Origin of the sequence: Bacteroides sp. AF20-13LB (assembly GCF_003603065.1) — a bacterium.
Lineage (GTDB): Bacteria > Bacteroidota > Bacteroidia > Bacteroidales > Bacteroidaceae > Bacteroides > Bacteroides uniformis.
This window is the reverse complement of sequence record NZ_QTMH01000006.1, coordinates 230676-255744: the sequence shown is the minus strand read 5'-3', so window position 1 is coordinate 255744 and position 25069 is coordinate 230676. Positions and strand designations below refer to the sequence as shown.

Genomic DNA, 25069 nt, shown 5'->3' with positions numbered 1-25069 from the left:
TTTTGATTAATCGAGGTCAGGAATTTGAGTTAATTTGGCGTCTGCCCATAGGTGCTCCAGATTGTAGAATTCCCTTGTTTCAGGCAGGAAGACATGCACCAATATGTCCGAGTAGTCCATAGCTACCCATTCGGCATTGCGCAGCCCGTCTACGGCAAAGGGCTTGGTATCGGCACCCTTGCGTGTGAAGTCCCTGATGGATTCTACAATGGCTGTCACTTGGCTGGGAGAGTTTCCTTGGCAGATGACGAAATAATTGCATATTGTATCGTCGATTTTTGTCAGATCTGCGATGACGATTTTTTTTCCTTTTTTATCTTGAATACCTTCTGTTATCTGTTGAATCAGTTTCTTCGTTTCGTTCATTATACATTATTATATTAAAACAGTTGACAAATATACGTTGATTTCTCATATCAAACACGCAAAAGAGGAAAACTCTTTCAATTTTTGATTTTTTTTAGTTATATAATCCTTTGGATTACGGTATCTTATCAGTTTTTTGCGAAAAAAATACTCGTTTTTGTTTTGATTTATAGAAATCTTTGTATCTTTGCAACCGCAAAACGGAAATAATAACAATTGGGCTATGGTGTAATGGTAACACTACAGATTCTGGTCCTGTCATTCCTGGTTCGAATCCAGGTAGCCCAACGAACTTACCTTATTTAAGTCAAAAAACCACTAAAATCGCAAGTTTTAGTGGTTTTTTGTTGCTTTTCGACCATGTACGAAAATTTCAGTGTAGGTATTCGGTGGCAAATTCAGTGACAAGGCTTCTGTAAGCCGGAAATATTCTGTAAATTTGTAGCATTTCAACATTAAAGCAGAATTTTATGGCAAAAGAATTAGCACTGAAGTACGGCTGTAACCCTAACCAGAAGCCGGCTCGCATTTTCATGCAGGAGGGGGAGTTACCTATTGAGGTTTTGAATGGACGTCCGGGGTATATTAATTTTATGGATGCCTTGAATGGATGGCAGTTGGTAAAGGAACTGAAAGAGGCGACCGGTATGCCTGCTGCAACTTCATTCAAGCACGTCAGTCCGGCGGGTGCCGCCATCGGCTTGGAACTCAACGAGACAATGAAGAAGATTTATTTTGTGGATAATCTTCCGCTCTCTCCGCTTGCTTGCGCATATGTGCGTGCCCGCGGTGCCGACCGTATGTCTTCCTATGGTGACTTTATCGCTTTGAGTGATGTGTGCGACGAGGCTACTGCACGTTTTATTAACCGCGAGGTCTCGGATGGCGTTATTGCTCCGGGGTATACGGACGAAGCACTGGCTATCTTGAGGGAAAAGCGTAAAGGAACTTACAATGTGATTCAGATAAGTCCCGGCTATAAGCCTGCCCCGATTGAACATAAGGATGTCTTTGGTATCACGTTTGAGCAGGGACGTAATGAGATAAAGCTGAATGGAGATGAACTCTTTGCGAATATTCCTACTCGGAATAAGAATTTCCCGGAAGCAGCGAAACGTGATTTGATGATAGCCCTTATCACTTTGAAATATACGCAGTCGAATTCTGTATGCTATGTGAAGGACGGTCAGGCTATCGGTATTGGTGCCGGCCAGCAGAGCCGTATCCACTGTACTCGCTTGGCGGGCAACAAGGCCGACATTTGGTATTTACGCCAGCATCCGAAGGTGTTGAATTTGCCATGGGTAGAGAAAATCCGCCGTGCCGACCGTGATAATACGATTGATGTCTATATCAGTGAAGACCATGACGATGTGCTGGCTAACGGTGTTTGGCAGCAGTTCTTTACGGAGAAACCTGAAGTGCTGACCCGTGAAGAAAAACGGGCTTGGTTGGATACATTGAAAGGTGTTTCTTTGGGTTCGGATGCATTCTTCCCTTTTGGAGACAATATTGAGCGTGCCCATAAGAGTGGAGTAGATTACATTGCCCAAGCGGGTGGTTCTGTACGCGATGACCATGTGATTGAAACTTGCGATAAATATGGCATTGCCATGTCGTTCACGGGTATCCGTCTGTTCCATCATTGATAAGGGGTATAAAAGTAGGCCCGCCCCCACGGCTGCATAGCTGTAGGGGCGGGTTCCTTTTTTATTAAGTCTTATCTTGTTACGTTATCCTTGGTTTTTGATGTTCTCGTCCACCACTTTTATCTTTTCTTTCACAAGCTCGATGTCTGCTTTCAGCTTTTCCACCTTGCGGTTGATTTCTGTCAGCAGACTATTTCCCTTCTTGGAAGAAGTGGTCAGGAAGCCGAGATTGTTTTCATATGTCTGGAGCTCGTTCTTCATATTGTCGAAGGCACGTACCAGCTTCTCACGTTCCCGGTAAAGGGCTTGTGGACTACCTTCCTGAATGGAGCTGATAGTCGACTTGAAATTGCTTAGCTTCTTGTTGGAGGCACTGATGTTGAAGCGTTCAAACAATTTGTCTATCTGACTATGGTATTGCTTATAGATTCGGTCTTTCTCTTTGAAAGGTACATGTCCTACGCCGTTCCACTCTTTCATGAGGTCGCGTACCAATTGGGTAGCTCCCTCCGTATCCATTTGGTCATCAATAGCATTCAGTTTCTCGATGATGTTTTTTTTCTTTTCCAGATTTTCCTGCTCTACGCTGCGCTGTGAAGAAGTGGCTTTGTTCTTTTGTTCGAAGAAGTAGTCACAAGCGGAGATGAAACGTTTCCATACGGCATCCGAATATTTCTTTGCTACCGGACCGATGGTTTTCCATTCTTTCTGAAGTTTGGTCAGTTCATCGGCAGTTACTTTCCAGTCGGTACTGTCCTTAAGAGCTTCTGCTTTTTCGCACAAGGCACGCTTCTTTTCCAGGTTTTCGTTCATACCTTCCTTCAGGGTCTTGAAGAACTCTCCCTTTTTACGGAAGAACTCGTCGCACGCTTTGCGGAAACGTTCGAAAATCTTCACGTTCATTTTTTGCGGAGCGAAACCGATGGTCTTCCATTTGTTTTGAAGTGCGATGACTTCTTGCGTTTTGCTCTCCCAAGAAGCAAAGTTTGTCAGTTCTTTGTAGTCGATGGCTTCTATGATTTCGCAAATTACGGTCTTTTGGTCAAGATTGTGTTGTTCCACTTCCTTCAATGCTTCGAAATGTTGCTGGTGACGTCGATTTACGGTTGTAGAGGCAGCTTTGAAACGTGCCCAGATTTCGTCGCGTAGTTCCTTGGCTACCGGCCCTGTATCACGAAATTCTTGATGTAGCTTCTGTAACTGATGGAAAGCTGAAACTACATCCGCTTCATCCGCCAGCTTTTCGGCAGCTTCACAGAGATGTGTCTTGATTTCCAAATTCTTCTTGAAATCGTATTCGCGGAATTCATTGTTCAGTTTCAGAAGGTCATAGAATTTCTCAACATACAATTGGTAGTTTTTCCAAAGCTCGTTGACCTTAGCTTGCGGAACGAGTTTAACTTCGTTCCATTGCTGCTGTAGTTTCTTGAACTCCGTATAGCTCTTGTTGGCGTCATCTGGAGATTCAACCAGCTCCTTCAGCTCTTCGATGATGGAAAGCTTTACCTGCAGGTTCATTTCCTTCTGCTTCTCCAGTTCGGCTGTGAGTGCGCTTCTTTTTTCTTTGATGACGGACATGATATTCTTGAACTCTTCTTCCACACTGTCTGTTTGTGGAACAAAGTTCTCCGCGGCGCCTCCGTTTTCAATGAACAGTTTTCTGGCCGCTTCCTGCTCAGCATTGTGCAGCTTGTAGAAAGATTGCTTCAAACCGTCTATTTCAGGTTTTGCCACGTTCTCCACGTCTGCAACCACCTCTTTGAGTTTGGCAAGTATTTCCTCTTTCGTGAGCTTCTGAACTGGCTCTACCGGCTTTTCCGAAACGATTTCTTCAGCGGGAGTTTCTGTTGTTGCCGGTTCAGAAACCTCTGCTGTCTTCTTTTCTTCTTCTAATTCCACCGGCTTTTCGGGGAGATTAGTGTCATGAGTGTCCGTCATTGTATTTACTTTTTTAGAAACGGGTTCCTCCCGTTCGGGTTACATTAGGCTACAAATTAATGAAATAAAATGATTACTTCATACAATTTGCCTTGATTTTTTTCTATTTTCTTGTTTTTATGACAGTAAGACAGTGATACCCATGTACAGCATCATGCCTATAATGTCATTGGTAATGGAGATAAACGGGCCGGTGGCAATGGCCGGGTCAACCTTCAGTTTCTCTAAAGTCATGGGGACCAGCGTTCCGAAGATGGAGGCGAACATGACGACTGCAAAGAGGCTGATGGAGACGGAATAAGTGACCGTAGCCGTAGCTCCGAACCGGATAAAATTATAGATGTATACCAGCAGGGAGATGATGGTGGCATTGATGACCGCCACTACTGCTTCCTTGGCTACCTGCTTGAAGGTGTCTTTGGCATCCAGTGAGCTGTTGGCAAGGCCTTGCACGATGATGGCAGACGACTGGGTTCCCACGTTTCCCCCCGTACCACCAATCAACGGAATATAAAGGGCCATTTCCGGATGGGCGGCGAAAGTCGTGTCGAAGTTACCCAATATCATGGAGTTGCCTATACCGCCTAACATACCGATAAGTAACCATGGAAGGCGAGCAGAAGTTTGGCGCATGACATTATCGTCCGTTTCTACATCTTGGGACAAACCGGATGCCAGCTGGTAATCACGTTCCGACTGTTCGCGGACTTCGTCCATAACGTCGTCTACGGTAATCTGGCCTACCAGACGCCCGATACTGTCTACAACAGGAGCTGCCACCAAGTCATACTTTTCGATGATTTGTACCACTTCGTCAATGGGGGTATCTACATGGACGGAGATAGGATCTTTCCGCATCACATGCTTTACCTTGGAGACAGAAGGGGAAGTTATCATTTTCTTCAATGGGAATACCCCTTGCAGACGGTCTTCGTCGTCGATGACGTATACGTAGTAAATTTCATCCAGCTTTTCAGCTTGCAGGCGCATTTCCTTCAGGCACTCCGGCATACTCCAGTTTTCATTGACAGTCACCATTTCCGTACCCATCAAACCACCGGCAGTGTCTTCATCATATTTCAGCAGGTCAACGATGTCACCGGCTTGTTCTATATCTTCGATGTGCGAAAGTACTTCCTCCTGCTTGTCTTCATCAAGTTCGCGCATCAGGTCTACGGCATCGTCCGTGTCCATATAATCCACGAAACGCTTGGCAATGGTCTCCGAAGGAAGAAGTTCCAGGAATTCTTTCCGGATGTCTTCGTCCATTTCAACCAGTACGTCCGCTGCCGTTTCGTTGTCAAGGAGGCGGTAAACGAAGCGGGCTTCCTCCAAGCTGAGGTCATTACACAGTTCTGCAATATCCGCCGGGTGAAGGTCTGTCAAAAGTGTTTTGACGTTTTCCGCGTCTTTCTGTTCTATCAGGCTTTTGACTTTGTCTATGTATTCTTCGTCTATTTCCATGATTGTTCGTGTTTGATCACTAATCATTAATCGTTTTCAATGCCTGCTCCACTTGGTTGGTCAGCTGAATAAATTCCTTTACGGACAGTTGTTCCGGGCGTTTATTAAATAATACGTCCTCCGTCAGTGGACAGTCTTTGCCGAGTATCGGCTTTATGGAGTTCCGTAGAGTCTTGCGTCGTTGATTGAACGTGGTTTTCACTACTTGCTTGAACAATTTCTCATCGCATCCTAAATCGTGCGTTTCATTGCGCATCATGCGGATGACGGCACTTTTAACTTTTGGGGGTGGGTTGAAGACATGTTCGTGTACCGTAAACAAGTACTCCACTTTGTACCATGCTTGTATCAGTACGCTTAGGATTCCGTATGTCTTGCTGCCCGGTCCGGCTGCTATGCGCTCGGCTACTTCCTTTTGTATCATACCCGTACAGCAGGGAATCAGGTCCTTATATTCCAGCATTTTGAAGAATATCTGGCTGGAGATATTATAAGGATAGTTTCCCGTCAATACAAAAGCTTGTCCGCCAAACAACCGTTGCAGGTTCATTTTGAGGAAGTCGTCCTCAATGATGTTGTCTTTCAGTTGCGGATAGGCTTCCCGTAGGTAGGCCACTGACTCGTAGTCCAGTTCTACTACTTTGACGTTGCGCTCTTTGGGCAGAAGAAACTGGGTCAGTACCCCCATTCCCGGACCAACTTCGAGGATGGGAATTTCGGGACAGACATCTACCGTGTCGGCGATGTCTTGTGCCACTTTCAGGTCTTTCAGGAAGTGCTGCCCGAGAAACTTTTTAGGTTTAACTACTCTCATGTATCAACTAAATCATTACTTTTGCTCCGTAAATGCAGGCTGTAATGCGAACTACAACCTATCTTTACACGGAGCAAAGGTAGTTCTTTTCAATGAAGAATGAAGAATGAAGAATGAAGAATTTGGGAATATCGTATGAATAAGCTGCTAAAAAAGACATTGAAAATCATCTTACCCATTTTATTAGGTGGTTTTATCCTCTATTGGGTATATCGTGATTTTGACTTTTCAAAGGCAGAAGAAGTTCTCCTTCATCAGACGAACTGGTGGTGGATGTTGTTGTCCTTGTTCTTCGGTGTGATGAGCCATGTGTTACGAGGCTGGCGTTGGAAGCAGACTTTGGAGCCACTGGATGCTCATCCCAAAACAAGCGATTGCGTCGATGCCATTTTCGTATCTTATGCCACCAATCTGGTACTGCCCCGTGTGGGAGAGGTTTCACGTTGTGGAGTACTTGCCAAATATGATAATGTTTCCTTTGCGAAGTCCTTGGGGACGGTGGTGACAGAGCGGTTGGTAGATACGCTTTGCATTCTGCTGATTACGGGGATTACTTTTTTGGTGCAGATGCCCGTTTTTTTCCGTTTTTTCGAGGAGACGGGCACCAAGATTCCTTCGCTGGTGCATCTTGTGACTTCCCCTTGGTTTTATGTGGCTTTTTTTTCTATTATTGGTGTTTTGGTACTTCTCTATTTTCTGTTGCGTATGCTTTCTTTTTTTGAAAAGGTAAAGGGAGTAGTCTTGAATATATGGGAAGGTGTGATGTCGCTTAAGAATGTGAAGAATGTGCCTTTGTTTGTTCTTTACACTTTACTTATTTGGCTATGCTATTTCTATCATTTCTATATAACTTTCTATTGCTTCCAGTTTACGGAGCACCTTAGTTTCCTTGCCGGGCTGGTGATGTTTGTCGGCGGAACGTTTGCAGTTATTGTTCCCACGCCCAACGGGGCAGGACCCTGGCACTTTGCTGTCATCACTATGATGATGCTTTATGGGGTAAATGCTACGGATGCGGGTATATTTGCTCTGATAGTGCATGGCATACAGACGTTGCTGGTGATAGTGTTAGGCATCTACGGGTCGTTGCACCTGGCATTGGCGAATAGGGCAAAGAAATAGACGTTTCTTGTGGTGGGTTCCTATATTGTCACTTCTTGTGTTAGAGGATAGAGACAGTACTTATAGAGAGTACTCCTTTAAAAGTACTGTAATACTTCTTTGCAAGTACTTCAGTACTTCCTTATAAGTACTGAAGCCTAAAGGTTGTTGGAAGATTGGTTTCTTTAAACGATATTGTTGCTTGGATATAGAAGTGGGAGAAATTCCTAAATATGGTAGCTATATTAGGTGCAGATGTTCTATCGCAATATGTGAAGATGTAAAAGCCATGTTTAAGATAGCTGATGATTTAGTACTTTAGAAAAATCCCGGTTTATTGTACTTTCCGAGAATAAACCGTTATATTTGCGAAAACTAACTTTTTAGAATTATGAGTACAATCTTACAGTTAGCTCCACAGAATGTATGGAAGCACTTTTATTCACTGACCCAGATTCCCCGTCCGTCAGGACATATGGAGAAGATTACCAAATTCCTTATTGATTTTGGAAAAGGTTTGGGGTTGGAATCATTTGTCGACGAGGTCGGCAATGTTATTATTCGTAAGTCTGCCACTCCGGGTATGGAAAACCGCAAGGGCGTCATCCTTCAGGCGCATATGGACATGGTGCCCCAGAAGAACAACGATACTATCCACGATTTTACAACAGATCCCATTGAAACCTATGTTGACGGTGATTGGGTGAAAGCCAAAGGAACTACGCTGGGAGCAGATAATGGTTTGGGAGTGGCTGCCATTATGGCGGTGCTCGAAGATAATAACTTGAAGCATGGTCCATTGGAAGCCCTGATTACCAAGGATGAAGAAACGGGAATGTATGGTGCATTCGGCTTGAAACCCGGGACTATGCAAGGGGAAATTCTGCTGAACCTTGATTCTGAGGACGAAGGCGAACTCTATATCGGCTGTGCCGGTGGTCTTGATATTACTGCTACTTTGGAATATAAGGAGGAGACGCCTATGGCCGATTTCGTTGCTCGTAAGATTACGCTGAAAGGTTTGCGTGGCGGTCACTCCGGTTTGGAAATCAATGAAGGGCGCGGTAATGCCAATAAATTGCTGGCACGCATCGTACATGATTTGCTGATTGAGTTTGACTCCCAGCTGGCAAGTTTTGAAGGTGGTAATATGCGTAATGCTATCCCTCGCGAAGCACATGCAGTATTGGTGTTCAATCCTGAGGATATGGACGGTTTGGAAGATTATATGAAGGAATACGAGGCACAACTGAATGACGAATATGCTCCGATTGAAAGTGGTATTACCCTGAGTATAGAAGAGGTAACTCTACCCACTGCCGTTGTTCCTTCAGAAATCCAGGATAATATGATTAACGTGTTGATGGCTTGCCAGAATGGTGTGATGCGTATGATTCCTACTGTTCCCGATACTGTAGAAACCTCCTCTAATTTGGCTATCGTAATCATTGCAGATGGTAAGGCCGAAGTTCGTATTTTGGCGCGTAGTTCTTGCGATACGATGAAGGATTTCCTGGCAGACAGCCTGACAGCTTGTTTCGCTATGGCAGGTATGAAGGTGGAGTTGAGTGGTGGCTATTCCGGATGGCAACCCAATGTGGATTCTCCCATACTGCATGCCATGAAGCTGTCCTATAAGCAGCAGTTTGGTGTGGAACCTGCCGTGAAGGTTATTCATGCAGGTTTGGAATGCGGTATTATTGGTGCCAATTGTCCAGGACTCGATATGATTTCTTTCGGTCCCACTTTGCGTTCTCCGCATTCACCGGACGAGCGTGCGTTAATTCCTACTGTTTCCAAGTTCTATGATTTCTTGGTGGCTACATTGGAGCAGACTCCTGAAAAGTAGAGAATACTTTATGTAATGAATAGGGGCAGGGTGCTTTATTAAGTATCCTGCCTTTTTTGTCTGTGACAGTTTGTCCTCTTTCTGCCAGAATGTCCCAGACTTATTACAATGGTATGTCAATATCCTTGCACTTTCTCCCTAAAAATTGACCTAAGTCAAGAAATATGTTATAAAACATGTTTTCTATCTGTTTTTTGCTTGTTATCTTGAACAAAGGCTCTATTTTTGTGTTGTAAAACATGAAAACAATAGAAAACTAGTAGATTTTTTAAGGATAACAAGATTGATTTTAGGAGGATAACAAAATGAAAATGTTAAAGAGTTTTTTTAAGCATGTCGGCGAAGCCGATAAGAACATTTGGGGTTACGTAATGCTTTAAGCATTCCCCCCCCTTTCGTGAAGTATTGAATTTTAGTTTTCAGGTATTAGTTTAATTTTTTAAGATTATGAAAAAGAAGATTGCAAATTCATTTAAGCACATTCTTACCGCAGCTGGTAAGAATTGGATGGAGGCAATGAGATATTATAGCCTCCAAATGTGAGTACACTAACATTTAAGTATAGCACAAGGGATATGTTTGCAAAACATATCCCTTGTTTTTTTGTAGGAGTAGAATAAGATTTTTTATGTCCAAAAGTACATTTGTTTGAACTTTATTCACTTCCTTTGTTATTAATACAAAGACTAACAAACGAATAATTATGAGAGTAATTCAAAGAATTTGTAGCATATTGTTGCTGCTGGTTACATTTGGGGCTTCGGCATTGTATGCGCAGACGTACGATAAGTTGTGGAAGCAGGTGGAGCAGGCTCAAAAGAAAAGCCTGCCTCAAACAGTGATAAAACTGGCTGATGAAATCTATCGGAAAGGTCGGCAAGAGCAGAATGCTCCGCAAATGTTGAAAGCCTACATTTGTAGGGAGACTTATCAAGAGGGGCTGACTCCGGACAGCCTTTACTCCAGTCTGAAATATATGGAATCTTGGGCACAATCGGAGAGGAATCCGGTGAACAAGGCTATTCTACACTCTTTGTTGGCATATGAATATGCTGACTTGATGCGGAAGAATCGCCGTGTCTTGCTGTCACGTACTTTACTGACTGTTGACGAGGTTCCAGAAGATATCCGTGAGTGGAGTATCAGCCAGTTTGTGGATAAAATAGATAGGTGTAACCGTGCATCCTTGCAGGATTCCATCCGCTTGCTCAATACATCTGCAGAACAATATGTGCCTTTTGTGGTGTTGGAAGACGGTAGCCGGTTCTATGGGCACGATATGTACCATCTATTGGTAAGCCGTGCTGTTGATGCTTATCGGCAGCTGGATGGTTTCAGCGTGGATTCTTTGGTACAGACCCGTATCGAAAGGATTTATCTGGATATGATGAATGCTTATCGCCATCGTGCCGGTTCGGAAGATGCTATGTTGCTCTGTTGTCTTGATTATTGGAACTGGAAGTTGACCGGTGGTATCAGCCAGCAGCCTTATCCTACTTTCCGAATGCGTCAGGAAAAGGCTAATCGGGAATATCTTGAGGTTTTGGATAAATTGATAAAGGAATACGGTTCACGAGAGGTTTGTGCCGAGGTTTACATTCATAAAGCCAACCACCTGCGCCGTTTGGAACCGAAACGCGCTGATGAGGCTCTAAAAGTCTGTGAAGAAGGCTTGAAGCGCTATCCTGCGTATAAGCGTATCAATGAGTTGAAAAATATCCGTGAACAGATTTTACAGCCTGAACTCATTCTGACTATGAATGAAAGCGGTTATCCCGGCGATTCGGTGAATATGAGGCTGCATTATCGTAATGTCGAGGGCTTCACTCTCAACTTATATACCACTACTTTAAGTGAAGTACCTTGGATGGACCATGGTATAAATAAAGATACTTATAGAAAGTATGCCCGGAAGTTTTCTTCCACGCATTTTGGCTTAAAGCCGTTGCCAGGCAAGGATAAATTGCCTGAAGATGTCCCTTATCTTGCCTCGGACACTGTATTTAAGTTCATGATTCCTCGGGAAACGGGAGTCTATATTCTTCAAATAGTACCTGATACTGAAACGGCCCGTACAGATGATAAATTTCTGGTATCTACCCGCTTCAAGGTGCTGACATTGGATTTGGGTGACAACCGTATGGAAGTGGCTACATTGGATGCCCGTAGTGGACAGCCGATTGCTGGTGCCAAGGTGAGTTTCTACTCTTCTTATGATGAGAAGAATAGAAAAGTGATGGCAGAGGTACTGACTGATGCCGGGGGGAAAGCTGTATTACCCTGGCAGAGTGAAATCCGAAGTTATGTGGCGCGTAAAGGCAGAGACACAGCCATGATGCCGCAGAACGTTTATATGAATCATCCTTATTACGGTATTAAGGATACAGATTGGAGGCAGATGGCATTGCTGACAGACCGTTCGCTTTATCGTCCCGGGCAGACCGTTCATGTAAAAGGGATAGCTTACAAGCAGAATAGTGATAGCGCCCAGGTACTACAAGGAGTTGATTATGAGCTTGTCTTGTTGGATGCCAACCGCAAGGAACTTGCCACCAGGAAGGGGCGGACCAATGATTTCGGCTCTTTTGCTACGGAGTTTGTACTTCCGGCAGCTTGCCTGAATGGCATGTTCAGCATACGAACCAAAGAGACTCAATCTACCGTCACTTTTAGGGTAGAGGAGTACAAGCGACCTACGTTCGAGATTGCCTTCACTCCGGTTTCGGAAGCTTATCGGCTGGGTGACAAGGTTGTGTTGAAAGGAAATGTCAAGGCCTTCAATGGCATGATGGTGCAGGATGTGCCATTGGCATATACGGTGACTCGCCGGAATCCGAGACCTGGTTATTGGAGCAATGCTGATAAACCATTATTGTCTGACACCATACAATTGGATACCAACGGGGATTTTTCCATACCCTTGACTTTGGAAGCTCCGGCTGTAGATACAGACGGGTATGGGAGTGTGTATACTTATCATGTGGAGGCGGTGGTGACGGATGAGGCCGGTGAAACGCAATCCGCTTCGTATAACTTGTTGGCAGGTCCTAAGGCTTATTCCTTTGATATTCGCTTGCCTCAATATGTTTGTAAGGAAGACAGTATGCTTTTCACTTTTGGAGTGAATAATGTAATGAATATTCCTCAGCACATTGAAGGTTCCTATTGCCTTTATCCATTTGCAGAACAAAATGGGGCAAGGAATATTGCAGGTTCTGAACCCTTGGATGATGTTGTATTGGAGGGTACCTTCACAGCCAATCGGCTCCAGGATTTTTCGGCTTGGAACAAGCTTCCTTCAGGTAACTATCGCTTGAAACTTTCTGTACGTGATAGTTTGGGACGTGAAGAGAATAATGGGGCATATGGCAGTGACAGTTTCATGCTCTTTTCAAAGAGTGACAAGCGTCCGGCTGCGTTTACAGATTTCTTTTATTATAAAGAAAATGAGGAATTTGATGTACAGTACCCTGCCGCTTTTCTTTTGGGGACTTCTTATCGGGATGCATATGTGCTGATGGATGTCTTTTGTGACAGAAAACGCATTGAAAGCCGTGTGTTGCAGTTGAATGATACTATTATTCGTATGGAATTCCCTTATAAGGAAGCATATGGCAAGGGAATCACCATTCTTTTCAGTTTTGTGAAAGCTGGCGAGATGTACAGTCATCAGGTTGAACTGAAGAAGCGGGAGCCGGAACGTGCTCTCGACATGAAATGGGAAGTGTTCCGTGACCGTTTGCGTCCCGGACAGGAAGAAGAGTGGAAGCTCGTCATAAAGACGCCTCAAGGTATGCCTGCTGCGGCTGAGATGTTGGCTACGATGTACGACGCTTCACTGGATAAGATTTATAAGAGTAACCAGATACTACGGGTTTTCTATCCGGATAATCTGTATGGGGCATTCCGTGGTGCGAGCCGTTATAATAGCAATTACTTCTCCGTTTATTTCCCGTTGAAGGCTTGGAGGGTTCCGGTGTGGTCGTTTGACTACTTCTGTTCTCCTTATATGGATGGAAGGATGCGGATAGTGATGGTAGAAGACAATGCGCTTTTGGAAGAAGTAAGTGTTGTGGGGTATGGGACTACCCGGAATAGCTCTTTGACCGGTAATCTTAGAATACGTGGTGCCAACCAGCCGATGCTTGCTTCCAAAGCAGAATCCGGGAATGCCGTTGAAGTGAAATATGTTCCTGCACAAGTAGCGGAAGACGCGGTGGAAGATGTTGTTTTTGAATCGGAAACGATACCGGTTGGCGAGGCCTTGCAACCTATTGAGGGGCTTCGCACCAACTTTGCCGAAACAGCCTTTTTTTATCCTCAACTTCGTACAAACGAACAAGGGGAGCTTGCGTTTTCTTTTACGATGCCGCAGAGCTTGACTCGTTGGAATTTCCGTGGTTACTCACATACTAAGGATATGCTGACTGGGATATTGGATGCTTCCGTTGTAACTGCCAAGGAGTTTATGCTGACTCCGAATATGCCTCGGTTTGTCCGCGTTGGAGATAAAACACAGATAGCCGGAACAATAGCCAATCTGACGGGTAAAGCGGTGAAAGGAACAGCAGTATTCACACTGTTCGACCCTATGACGGAGAAAGTTATTGCTACTCAACGTCAGAAATTCTTGGTAGAAGCAGGAAGAAATACTGCTGTCAACTTCCATTTCGAAGTGTCCGACCGCTATGATTTGCTTGGTATTCGTATGGTTGCCGATGGAGGTACGTTTAGCGATGGCGAGCAGCATCTGTTGCCCGTATTAAGTAATAAGGAGTATATTACGGAAACGCTTGCTATGCCTATCCGTGGCGAGGAGACCCGTACGTTCTCATTAGACAGCCTTTTCAACCGTAATAGCCGTACAGCGACAGACCGTCGTCTGACTGTAGAATTTACCGGGAATCCGGCTTGGTATGCTGTACAAGCGTTGCCGGCATTGAGCCTGCCTGCCAATGATAATGCCATTTCTTGGGCTACAGCTTGGTATGCCAATAGTCTGGCAGGCTTCATTGCCAACAGCCAGCCCCGCATTAAGACTGTATTTGACAGTTGGAAGGCTGCCGGTGGCACGAAAGAAACCTTCCTCAGCCAGTTGGAGAAGAATCAGGATGTGAAGAATATCCTGCTCAGCGAGTCTCCGTGGGTACTGGAAGCTACTACTGAAGCCGAACAGCAGGCACGTATTGCCACGCTGTTTGATATCAACCAACTGAATAACCGCAATCTTTCCGCTTTTACCAAATTGAAAGAATTGCAGGGTGAAGACGGTGGATGGAGCTGGTATAAGGGAATGTCCGGTAGCCGCTATATAACTGGCTATATTACAGAATTACTTGTTCGTCTTCCTCTGCTGACGAAAAATGAACAGCCTGAAGAAGTTGCCGCCATGCGGCAGAAAGCTTTCGGCTATTTGAATCGGCAGGCTTTGGAAGAGTATCGCAATATCCGTAAAGCCGAAAAAAATGGCGCCAGAATTACTGCCAACTCCGAATCGGCAATGACATATCTGTATCTGATAGCCCTTAGCGGCGAACAAGTGCCGGCAGACAATCAAGCGGCTTACCGCTATTTCCTATCAAAAGTAGGTGCCAATCTTAAAGATGGAACCATGAGCAGCAAGGCGCAGTCTGCCATCATCCTGAAAGCAGTAGGGCGTACAGCCGAGGCGAATGAATTCATCGCTTCCCTCAAGGAACATCTGGTACAGACGGATGAACTGGGTGCATACTTTGCTTTCCAAGCAAATCCGTATAACTGGGGTATGCTGCCCATCCCTGCCCATGTGGAAGTAATGGAAGCCCTGCGTATGGCAGGTGGCAACGATGCTTTGGTGGAGGAAATGAAACTCTGGCTGCTGAAACAGAAGCAGACTACCAGTTGGAATTCTCCGGTTGCAACGGCTGATGCTGTTTATGCATTGCTTTGTCAAGGTACTAATCTGCTGGAAAGTCGGGGAGACGTACGTATCACGTTAGGTAACAAAGTTTTGGAAACATTGTCGCCTACAAAGACCATAATCCCGGGTTTGGGTTATGTCAAGGAAACCTTCGCTCAAGGAAGTCCGGAGCTGAAAGCTAAAACCGTCACCGTAGAGAAACGGGATGCAGGCATTGCCTGGGGAGCTGTTTATGCCCAGTATCTGTCACCCATATCTGATGTAAAGCAGCAGGGGGGTGAATTGAATGTAGAGAAGAAACTTTATGTAGAGCGTATATCGGCCGGTGGTAGCAAGTCCTTGCAACCGGTTACGGAAGGGACCGTATTATCCGTCGGTGATAAAATAGTGGCCCGTTTGACTATCCGCTTGGACCGTACTATGGATTTTGTTCAGTTGAAAGACCAGCGGGGTGCCTGCTTTGAACCTATAGGCTCGCTTTCCGGTTATCGTTGGAGTAATGGCCTCGGTTATTATGCAGAAGTGGAAGATGCCGCAACCAATTTCTTCTTCGACCATTTGGGCAAAGGCGTTTATGTCTTAGAGCACAGTTATCGCATAGCCCGTGGCGGAACATACGAAACGGGGCTGGCCACGATACAGTGTGCGTATGCTCCGGAGTATGCTTCGCATTCGGCGGGAGGGATAATTGTAATAAAGTAACAATAGAGTATGGAGCGGAGCGCAATTTGTACAAATTGCGCTCCGCTATTTTAGGTACTCTCGCTAAAAACACCTATTTTTGTCCGACTAATATTGAATGAGAGTGGCAGAATTAGGAAATCTTGATATTAAGAAAAATAGATGAAGCGGATATTGATAACTTTATATGTGCTTGCAAGTGTGGTATTGACTGCTGTAGCGCAAGCTCGTTTTACCTCGAATACAGAGATGTACAGTTTCGGCCAGATAGAATGGAAGCATCCCGTGACTGTGCAATATACCATCACCAATACGGGTGACCAGCCTTTAGTGCTTACAGAAGTGGAGCCGGATTGTGCCTGCTCCGTGGCCCAGTGGACAAAAACGCCTATTGCTCCGGGGGCAAAAGGAACGGTGAATGTGACTTTTGATGCCAAGGCATTGGGACATTTCCAGAAATCCGTGGCTATTTACAGCAATGCGCAACCCAATCTGGTCTATTTGAAGTTCAATGGTGAAGTAGTACAGGAAATCAAGGACTTTACCAAGACGCACCCTTATCTTATCGGTCAGATACGTATTGACAAGAACAGCCTCGATTTTCCCGATATTCAGCATGGTGAGCAGCCGGTGATTCATATCGGCGTGGTCAATCTTTCCGACCGTCCTTATGAACCGGTACTGATGCATCTGCCCCCTTATTTGCAGACAAAAGTAGAACCTAACGTGCTGCAAAAGGGAGAAAAAGGAGTGATTACACTTACATTGAATTCGGAAAGACTGACTGACCTCGGACTGACTCAAGCGTCGGTCTATCTTTCTCGCTTCTCCGGTGACAAGGTGGGCGATGAAAACGAAATTCCCGTTTCTGCCATTCTTTTACCGGATTTCTCCGGAATGACGGAAGTGGAGAAGGCAAATGCTCCTGCCATCAACCTTTCTACCAAAGAAGTTGATATGAGTGCGATATTGGCCAAGAAGTCAAAAGCACGTCAAGATATTACCATTACCAATACTGGGCGTTCTCCTTTACAGATAAACAAGCTCCAGGTATTCCACCCGGCAGTGGGAGTTAACCTCAAGAAGAGTGTATTGCAACCCGGTGAAAGCACTCGCCTGCGGGTAACGGTAGTGAAGAAGAATATAGGCAAGAAGCGTCGTCATCTGCGTCTGCTGATGATTACCAATGACCCGATGCAGCCGAAAGTTGAAATCAACATTAAAGCAAAACAATAAGAAGTCGTAAAGTCCTTCATAACTCATAACTTATAACTCACAACTCGCCATGGAACATCCCGAAAATAATGAAGCATATAAAGGCTTGGTTGTCAATGCAGGCATTGAGCAACCTTCATCGGTCAATCCTTACTTGAAGAACCGTCCCAGGCGGAAGAAACGCGAGCTTTCCGTATCAGACTATGTGGAGGGTATAGTGAAAGGTGATGTTACGGTACTCAGCCAGGCTGTAACACTGGTGGAAAGTGTGAAACCGGAGCACCAGGCTGTGGCGCAGGAGGTGATAGAGAAGTGTTTGCCCTATTCGGGCAACTCCGTCCGTGTGGGTATCAGTGGTGTGCCCGGTGCCGGTAAAAGTACCTCTATTGATGTATTTGGCTTGCATGTACTGGAGGAACACGGCGGCAAGTTGGCCGTTCTTGCCATTGACCCGAGCAGTGAACGCAGCAAAGGCAGTATTCTCGGTGATAAGACGCGTATGGAGAAGCTCTCCGTTCATCCCAAGTCCTTTATACGTCCCAGTCCCTCTGCCGGTTCGCTGGGTGGCGTGGCACGCAAGACGCGTGAAACGATTGTGCTTTGTGAGGCTGCCGGTTTCGACAAGATATTTGTAGAGACGGTAGGGGTGGGGCAGAGTGAGACTGCCGTACATTCTATGGTAGACTTCTTCCTGCTGATACAGCTGGCGGGTACGGGCGATGAGTTGCAAGGCATCAAACGCGGCATCATGGAAATGGCCGATGGCATTGTTATTAATAAGGCTGATGGCGACAATCTGGAGCGGGCCAGACTGGCAGCAACGCAGTTCCGTAATGCGCTGCACCTCTTCCCGGCTCCGGAGAGCGGTTGGACACCCCAAGTGCTGACTTATTCCGGTTTCTATAATCTTGGTGTAAAAGAAGTGTGGGATATGGTCTACAAATACATTGACTTTGTGAAAGATAACGGCTATTTTGAATACCGCCGCAATGAGCAAAGCAAATACTGGATGTACGAGACCATTAACGAACAGCTGCGCGACAGCTTCTACCACAATCCGCAGATTGAAGCGATGCTGACTGGCAAGGAAAAACAAGTGCTACAGGGCAACTTGACTTCTTTTGTGGCTGCCAAGAACTTGCTGGACACCTATTTTGCAGAACTGAAGAAATAGGGGCATATCCCTTTCTCTATATCGATGACTAAGGAAAACAACATGGAAGTGGCGCGGCGGTTTACCCGCCGCCTTCATGAACTCCCTTCTGAGGAGCTGGAGCTCATTGCCGGTTTGTTTGTACGCCGTGAGGTGCACAAAGGAGAACTGTTGATTAGTGAGAAAGATATAGCCAGGGATATTGTTTTTGTAGAGAAAGGACTGCTTCGCCAGTTCTATTTCAAAGAAGGCCGGGACATTACAGAGAACTTTGCCTGCGACGGTGACGGCGCTATGTGTATCGTCAGCCTTTTCACCGGACGCCGTAATTGCCTTCAGCTGGAATCCTTGGAGGAAGGCGTCATCTGGAGCATTTCGTATGCAGGACTGGTCGAACTCTCTGAGCGTTATCTGCATATAGCCCGTCTGCTTCGCCATTTATTGGAGGGGTCTTTAATGCTTTCCCAATATAAAGCAGACTCTTGGCGTTTCGAAACCTCACGCGAGCGGTATGCGCGCTTCGTCAGGGATTATCCGGAGATAGCCCGGCGTGCCTCAGTCAATCACATAGCATCTTATCTGTTAATGACTCCCGAGTCTCTGAGCCGGGTACGTGCCGGAGTACTGTGACGGTGGAACGGCTGTTTTATACGGCTTTCCCTTCTTTCTCGAAATCCTTGCGTGACTTGCTTTGTGTCACGATGTACACTCCCAGGAATACCAAGGCTATGGCTATTCCCTTTTCCAAATTGAACACTCCCAATCCTAAGATGATGGCAACGGTTGAGGCCACGATGGGCTGCATGTAGTTGTACATGCTCACCACAGTGGGGCGCAACAGCCTCTGCGCACTCATTATGAAGATATAGGCAAGGAAGCTTCCTCCCACAACCACATATCCCGCTTGCAGCAGGGCGGCTGTAGATATTTCGCTCCACTGTATGGCAGCCACGTCGTGGTAAGAGAACGGGATGTAGCACATGGAGGCATAGACAAACATCCATTTGTTCAGGGTGATGGGAGAGTATTTTTGCGACAACCCCTTGAATACGGTCAGATAAATGGAGAAGCTGATTTGGGCGAGCAGGCAGAGAAGGTCTCCGATGAGGCTGCCATTGCCGGCACCGGTGGTCTGGCTGCTCATGATGAGTATAAATGCTCCCATAGCCCCTACAAAGATGCCCAGCACTTTCTTGTTGGTGACCGGTTCTTTCAGATAGATTGCAGCCACTATCATGGTGACGATAGGCAGCGTGGTTGTAACGATGGAGGCGTCTATGGGCGAAGTCATGGAGAGTCCGAAGATATAGACACCCTGATTGAATACCAGTGCGAAGAGTGCGGCGAAGAATATCTTCAGCATGTCCCGGTGGTCCACCTGTTCGCGTTTGCAGAATAAGGAGAGGAGCCAGAAGCAGGCGGCTGCGCCTACCATGCGGAATGTGGTTACTGACAACGCGGAAAACTCTACCAGAGCTGACTTGCCTATAGGTGCCATCAAGCCCCATAAGATATTTGCGGTAAGGGCGAACAGATGCCCTTGAATGTTCTTGTTCATACTCTTTTGTTCTTTGCGGGTGCAAAAGAACAACTATTTTCTGAAAAGAGAAAATCTTTCATTATATGATTTTTCTGGTTCATGGGCGTAGAAATAAGAGATTATCGTGTATATTTGCTTCTAATTAAAGCAAGAAACCATGGAAGTACAAGCCAATTACATCAAGCGTATCGAAATACACGGATTGTGGCATCGGTACGATATTGCCTGGGACCTGCGTCCTGACGTCAATATACTTTCCGGCATCAACGGAGTGGGGAAAACCACTATCCTGAACCGTTCGGTCAACTATCTGGAACAGACATCGGGTGAAGTGAAGAGTGACGAGAAGAACGGCGTACACGTCTACTTCGACAATTCTGCAGCCACCTTTATCCCCTATGATGTAATCCGCAGCTACGACCGTCCCCTTATCATGGGCGACTTTACGGCACGCATGGCCGATGCCAACGTGAAGTCGGAACTGGACTGGCAGCTCTATCTGCTCCAGCGCCGTTATCTGGACTATCAGGTGAACATCGGCAACAAGATGATAGAACTGCTCAGCGGTGATGAAGAGCAGCGTAGCCTGGCTCCCTCCCTTTCCCTCCCCAAGCGGAAGTTCCAGGATATGATTGACGAGCTTTTCAGCTATACCCATAAGACGATAGACCGCAAAAGCAACGACATCGTTTTCTATCAGAACGGTGAACGCCTGCTGCCCTACAAACTGTCTTCGGGCGAGAAGCAGATGCTGGTCATCCTGCTGACCGTGCTGGTGCGTGACGATGACCACTGCGTACTCTTCATGGACGAGCCGGAAGCCTCCCTGCACATCGAATGGCAGCAGAAGCTTATCGGCATGATACGCAATCTGAATCCCAATGTGCAGCTTATCCTCACCACCCATTCGCCCGCAGTCATCATGGAAGGCTGGCTGGATGCCGTCACCGAAGTCAGCGAAATCTCATCCCTAATCCCTAATCCTTAATTCCTACCCAAGTGCCCACTTCCCTAAGACATAACCTTACTTCCGCCTATCTGGATGCCGCCCGCAAGTTGTCCCCCAAGAGAGCACGCAGGCGCATAGTGGCGTATGTGGAAAGCTATGACGACATCGCTTTCTGGCGGACGCTGCTGTCTGAGTTCGAGAATGAGGAACGTTATTTTCAAGTGATGCTTCCCTCGGCCACCTCCCTGGCAAAGGGCAAGAAGATGGTGCTGATGAATACGTTGAACACATCGGAACTGGGGCGCAGCCTGATAGCGTGTGTAGACAGCGACTACGACTTCCTGCTGCAAGGTGCCACCAAGGTGTCGCATAGGATAAACAAGAGTCCCTATATCTTCCAGACTTACGGTTATGCCATCGAGAACTTCCACTGCTTTGCCGACAGTCTGCATGAAGTCTGTGTGCAGGCGACGTTGAACGACCGGCATATCCTGGACTTCCCCGCTTTCCTGAAGCGTTATTCGCAGATTGCCTATCCGCTGTTTCTGTGGAATGTCTGGTTCTACCGCCAGCACGACACGCATACCTTCCCGATGTACGACTTCAACGCCTGCGTGCGCCTGCAGGAGATAAACCTGCGTCATCCTTACCGTAGTCTGGACGAGATGCAAAAGACGGTGTCGGCAAAGCTGTCCGAACTGCAAGCCCGTTTCCCCCGCTACATCGACCGGGTGGAGCAGCTGGGCACGGAGTTGGAACGTTTGGGACTGACTCCGGACAATACCTATCTTTATATCCAAGGACACCATATCATGGATTGTGTAGTGCTGAAAATCCTTATCCCGGTATGTACGGTGCTGCGTCGTGAACGCGAGCAGGAGATAAAGCGCCTGGCAGAGCATAACGAACAGTTCCGCAACGAACTGACGGGGTATGAGAACAGTCAGGTCAATGTATCCGTGATGCTGAAAAAAAACAGCGGCTACAAGAACCTTTATCTTTATCAGTGGTTGAAAGAAGACATTATGGAGTTCCTCGAGCGGGAGGAACAGTCGCGTAGATAAGATTGCCGTTATGATAAACATACGATTATGGAGATATTGAAGAAGATAGACGACCTTTTAATCGGGTGGGGCATATCCCCTTCCCGGGCTGATATGCTCGACCAATTCATTGCCTTCGCACTGATACTTGCCGTTGCTTTCCTGGCGGATGCCCTATGCCGGAAAATCCTGCTGAAGGTAGTGGCACAACTGGTGAAGAAGACCAAGGCTACGTGGGACGACATCGTATTCGACCGTAAAGTGATGGTGCACCTCAGCCGCATGGTGGCTCCCGTTATCATCTATCTGTTTGTTCCATTGGCATTTGTCGAAGTCGGTTCATCGGCAATGGATTTTATCCGGCGTATCTGCCTTATTTACATCATCATTACTTTCCTGAGTTTCGTCAACTCGTTCCTGAAGGCTGTTTACAGTGTATACAGTGAGAAGGAGCAATTTCGTGACCGCCCTTTAAAGGGGATGTTGCAAACTATGCAAGTCATCCTATGGCTGGTGGGCGGCATTGTGGTCGTGGGCGAACTGATAGGCCGCGACCCGCTTTCGCTGCTTGCCGGATTGGGTGCTTCGGCAGCCATCCTGATGCTGGTATTCAAGGATTCCATTATGGGCTTTGTCTCCGGTGTGCAGCTTTCGGCCAACGACATGCTGAAGGTGGGCGACTGGATTGAGATGCCCAAGTACGGTGCCAACGGTACGGTGATAGAGGTAACGTTGAACACCGTAAAAGTGCGCAACTGGGACAATACCATTACCACCATCCCTCCTTACCTGCTTGTCAGCGACTCCTTCCAGAACTGGCGCGGCATGCGCGAGAGCGGTGGGCGGCGAGTGAAGCGCAGTATCAATATCGACATGACCAGCGTCCGTTTCTGCACCCCGGAGATGCTGGCAAAATATCGCAAGATACAGCTACTGAAAGATTATGTGGAGCAGACGGAGGAAGTGATTGAAAAGTACAATGTGGAAAACGGCATCGATAACTCCATCCTCGTCAACGGACGCCGCCAGACCAATCTGGGGGTGTTCCGGGCGTATCTGACGGCTTATTTGAAAAGTCTTCCCGACGTAAATCAGGAACTGACCTGCATGGTGCGCCAACTCCAGCCTACCGACCGCGGTATCCCGATAGAACTTTATTTCTTCTGTGCGCTGAAGGATTGGGTGCCCTATGAAGGGGTGCAGGCGGATGTATTCGACCATGTGCTGGCAATCATCCCCGAATTCGATTTGCAGGTATTCCAGTCTCCGTCCGGCAGAGATTTCCAGCGGGTACTGCCTGCTGCTTCCGAAGAAAAAGGAGCTTGATTCCGACCATCAAAAAGGCCTATATCTATTGTATTTCTCATAGGGAGTCATTACCTTTGAACCCTATACTGAAAGGTCAGAACATCCCCATCTTTTCTCCCAAAACATCCCCATGTTTTGGGGTATTACATCCGGGTGTTTTGGGTGAAAACATCCCCATGTTTTGGGGCAATACATCCGGGTGTTTTAGGTATTCAGTCATATAGTGAAAGGTATTCGGTCACGGAGTCTTTACCGTAAGGTATAGGCTTTGTGTATGCAAGTTGTAGGTGTGCCTCGCGTCGGGCGGGAATATCTTTCGTTTTTTACGAACCTAATTATAAAGAAAGATTGGTATGTCAATGAATTATGTGGTCCGCAAGAAGGTGGACAAGAGTGGAGACAAGGAAGTGGTGCGCTACTACGCGGCGTCAAAAGTGCTTCAGCCGGAACCGGTGAGCAATGACGAACTGGCCAAGAGGCTGGCTTTTGTCAGCTCCCTGCAGGTGGGCGATGCCCAGTCCGTGCTGGTGCAACTGCCGGATATTATAGCGGACTATCTGGCCAGTGGACGCACGGTGAACATCAAGGGACTTGGAAACTTTTTTCCCTCCATCACCAGCGAACCGGTGGAACGGATAGAGGACTGTACGGCAGATAAAGTGCGCATTTCGCGTATCTGCTTCAGGGCGGCAGGCAGTTTCATGCAGCGCGTTTGCCGTCATCTGGACTTGTTCAGCTTTCAGGTTCAGGAATTGAAGAAGGAGCTGAAGAAGAAGTAAACGGTACTTTTAGTTTCTTTCTTGAAACAGCGCGTACCCCTTGAAGCCGGAAGGCATTCGAGGGGTACGCTGTTGAAGAAGTTGTGTGTTTCTTTATAGTCTTGTGAGTGCTTCTTTTTTTTTACTTCACCCAGTTTCCGTTCATCCAGCTGCATTCTTTCTTGATGTCCTCGAAAGAACTATAGCTCAGGTTGGCGTCCACCTTGTTGCTTGTCACGGCGATAAAGTCGGCATGGGTGTAGATGCCTTCTTTGCAGCTCAGCTCGGAGGTGAGGGTGATGTTGGTCAGCTTGGAAGTGCCGTTCTTCAGGGCGTTTTCGGTAAGGGCGGTTTCCACGGTCAGGGGTTGGCCTTTGCCGCAGACCTTGGCGTTGTCTATTTCCACTTCCGTGCCGGCACGCAGACGGATGCCTTGCTTGCTGCCGCCGTTGCCGACGAGGATGAGGTTCTTCAATACGGGGTGGGCAACGGGAGTGGCGGCGTTGTTGCTGCCGTTGTTGTCGCACTCCATCAGGCAGTCGCAGTCGTAGCCCAGTGTGGATTCGGCTTCTTGGTAAGCCACGAGGTTGGTGCCTTTGCCGTTCCAGCCTTCGGTCCAGTCGAAGGAGTCGTCGCTACAGCTTACGGCTACGAGGTTGCTCACGTTTACCGAGCCGCCGAAGAACTCAAAGCCGTCATCGGAACCTTTGTAGGCTTGGCAGTGGTCCACGATGGTACCGTTGCCTACGCCGTAGAAAGAGATACCGTTGGCTTCGTGCTCTTCATCGAAGGCAAAGCCGGTGTATTCCAGACGAATGTATTGCAGCGTGCCCGAGTTGTCGGCATCATCGTTGCCGCCGTAAACGGCACCGCCTATTTCAGAACTTCCCTTGCCGCCTTCGGCATTGGTGTGGGCGCGTCCGCAGATGTGGATGCCTCCCCATGCGCCCGGCTCTTCTTTTTCGCTGGTCATTACGATGGGTTTGTCCGGCGTGCCTACGGCGTTGATTTTACCGCCCTGCTTCACGAGGATGTAGTCTGCGATGTCATCGTAGACGGCGATAATCTTCACGCCTTCCTCTATGTGGAGCGTGGCACCTTCTTCTACGATGTATTCGCCGCTCAGCTTGTAGGTGTTTCCGGCAGCCAGGGTCACGTCGGAGGTGATGGTACCTTTCAATATCGTACCGTTTTCGATTTCATTGCCGTTTCCGTTGCCGCCGTTACCGTCATTGTCGTTGTTGTCGTCGCTGCTGCAAGCGGTGAGGATAGACATTCCGGCTACAAAGGCCAGAGAGTAGAATTTCCATTTCATTGTTTTCATAATTCAATTGTTTTAGTT

The 25069-nt window shown here is 46.9% G+C and carries 17 protein-coding genes and 1 tRNA gene; 12 read left to right on the top strand and 6 right to left on the bottom strand.

Annotated elements, in window-relative coordinates; translation table 11 throughout:
- Positions 1 to 6: 6 nt before the first annotated feature.
- Positions 7 to 366, bottom strand: coding sequence for a ribosome silencing factor (rsfS, locus tag DWX62_RS09055; protein ID WP_005824036.1), 360 nt, complete (start codon positions 364 to 366; stop codon positions 7 to 9).
- A 217-nt stretch (positions 367 to 583) separates the two neighbouring features.
- Between rsfS and DWX62_RS09050 the strand changes: the two genes are divergently transcribed.
- Together DWX62_RS09050 and DWX62_RS09045 are read left to right on the top strand one after the other, a co-directional pair.
- A tRNA-Gln gene (locus tag DWX62_RS09050) sits at positions 584 to 654 on the top strand.
- A gap of 182 nt (positions 655 to 836) precedes the next feature.
- A complete protein-coding gene (locus DWX62_RS09045) occupies positions 837 to 2015 on the top strand; it encodes a phosphoribosylaminoimidazolecarboxamide formyltransferase (protein ID WP_005824030.1) in 1179 nt (392 codons plus the stop codon).
- Positions 2016 to 2099: 84 nt separating this feature from the next.
- Here DWX62_RS09045 and DWX62_RS09040 read toward each other — a convergent pair whose 3' ends face one another.
- The 3 genes from DWX62_RS09040 to rsmA form a co-directional block, all read right to left on the bottom strand.
- Positions 2100 to 3953: a DUF349 domain-containing protein gene (locus tag DWX62_RS09040; RefSeq protein ID WP_008665652.1), complete on the bottom strand. Its 1854-nt coding sequence runs from the start codon at positions 3951 to 3953 to the stop codon at positions 2100 to 2102.
- Positions 3954 to 4070: 117 nt separating this feature from the next.
- Positions 4071 to 5411 (bottom strand): magnesium transporter, encoded by a 1341-nt coding sequence (gene mgtE / locus DWX62_RS09035; RefSeq protein WP_120172764.1) that lies wholly within the window; start codon positions 5409 to 5411, stop codon positions 4071 to 4073.
- A 25-nt stretch (positions 5412 to 5436) separates the two neighbouring features.
- Positions 5437 to 6231 (bottom strand): 16S rRNA (adenine(1518)-N(6)/adenine(1519)-N(6))-dimethyltransferase RsmA, encoded by a 795-nt coding sequence (rsmA, locus tag DWX62_RS09030; protein WP_120172753.1) that lies wholly within the window; start codon positions 6229 to 6231, stop codon positions 5437 to 5439.
- A gap of 135 nt (positions 6232 to 6366) precedes the next feature.
- Here rsmA and DWX62_RS09025 point away from each other — a divergent pair, with 135 nt between their 5' ends.
- From DWX62_RS09025 to DWX62_RS09000, 6 genes are all read left to right on the top strand, one after another.
- The gene (locus DWX62_RS09025; RefSeq protein WP_009037168.1) at positions 6367 to 7353 is read left to right on the top strand and encodes a lysylphosphatidylglycerol synthase transmembrane domain-containing protein; all 987 of its coding nucleotides are present in this window, start codon (positions 6367 to 6369) and stop codon (positions 7351 to 7353) included.
- A 370-nt stretch (positions 7354 to 7723) separates the two neighbouring features.
- On the top strand, positions 7724 to 9181 hold the full coding sequence (locus DWX62_RS09020) for an aminoacyl-histidine dipeptidase (protein ID WP_118940842.1): 1458 nt from the start codon (positions 7724 to 7726) through the stop codon (positions 9179 to 9181).
- Between the two features lie 703 nt (positions 9182 to 9884).
- Positions 9885 to 15782, top strand: a complete 5898-nt coding sequence (locus tag DWX62_RS09015) for an alpha-2-macroglobulin family protein (RefSeq protein ID WP_120172752.1) — start codon at positions 9885 to 9887, stop codon at positions 15780 to 15782.
- A 141-nt stretch (positions 15783 to 15923) separates the two neighbouring features.
- A complete protein-coding gene (locus tag DWX62_RS09010; RefSeq protein WP_016274130.1) occupies positions 15924 to 16997 on the top strand; it encodes a DUF1573 domain-containing protein in 1074 nt (357 codons plus the stop codon).
- Positions 16998 to 17046: 49 nt separating this feature from the next.
- Entirely contained in the window at positions 17047 to 18150 is a 1104-nt protein-coding gene (gene meaB, locus DWX62_RS09005; RefSeq protein WP_005824008.1) for a methylmalonyl Co-A mutase-associated GTPase MeaB, read from the top strand.
- A gap of 24 nt (positions 18151 to 18174) precedes the next feature.
- Positions 18175 to 18759, top strand: a complete 585-nt coding sequence (locus DWX62_RS09000; RefSeq protein ID WP_005824006.1) for a Crp/Fnr family transcriptional regulator — start codon at positions 18175 to 18177, stop codon at positions 18757 to 18759.
- A gap of 16 nt (positions 18760 to 18775) precedes the next feature.
- Here the strand turns inward: DWX62_RS09000 and DWX62_RS08995 are convergent, their stop codons facing one another.
- Complete coding sequence (locus DWX62_RS08995) at positions 18776 to 19687, bottom strand: DMT family transporter (RefSeq protein ID WP_009037165.1); 912 nt, start codon at positions 19685 to 19687, stop codon at positions 18776 to 18778.
- 139 nt (positions 19688 to 19826) lie between these two features.
- Here DWX62_RS08995 and DWX62_RS08990 point away from each other — a divergent pair, with 139 nt between their 5' ends.
- The 4 genes from DWX62_RS08990 to DWX62_RS08970 all read left to right on the top strand — a co-directional run bounded on the left by DWX62_RS08990 (position 19827) and on the right by DWX62_RS08970 (position 23748).
- Positions 19827 to 20657 carry an AAA family ATPase gene (locus DWX62_RS08990; protein WP_009037164.1) on the top strand — a complete coding sequence of 277 codons (831 nt, stop codon included), beginning with the start codon at positions 19827 to 19829 and terminating at the stop codon, positions 20655 to 20657.
- Positions 20658 to 20668: 11 nt separating this feature from the next.
- A complete protein-coding gene (locus DWX62_RS08985) occupies positions 20669 to 21682 on the top strand; it encodes a DUF4435 domain-containing protein (RefSeq protein ID WP_009037163.1) in 1014 nt (337 codons plus the stop codon).
- 27 nt (positions 21683 to 21709) lie between these two features.
- Positions 21710 to 22987, top strand: a complete 1278-nt coding sequence (locus DWX62_RS08980; RefSeq protein ID WP_009037162.1) for a mechanosensitive ion channel domain-containing protein — start codon at positions 21710 to 21712, stop codon at positions 22985 to 22987.
- A 335-nt stretch (positions 22988 to 23322) separates the two neighbouring features.
- Positions 23323 to 23748, top strand: coding sequence for a hypothetical protein (locus DWX62_RS08970; RefSeq protein ID WP_005835201.1), 426 nt, complete (start codon positions 23323 to 23325; stop codon positions 23746 to 23748).
- Positions 23749 to 23869: 121 nt separating this feature from the next.
- On the opposite strand, the gene DWX62_RS08960 is transcribed toward DWX62_RS08970, so the two are convergent.
- Positions 23870 to 25051, bottom strand: a complete 1182-nt coding sequence (locus DWX62_RS08960; RefSeq protein ID WP_117877855.1) for a hypothetical protein — start codon at positions 25049 to 25051, stop codon at positions 23870 to 23872.
- Positions 25052 to 25069 lie beyond the last annotated feature (18 nt).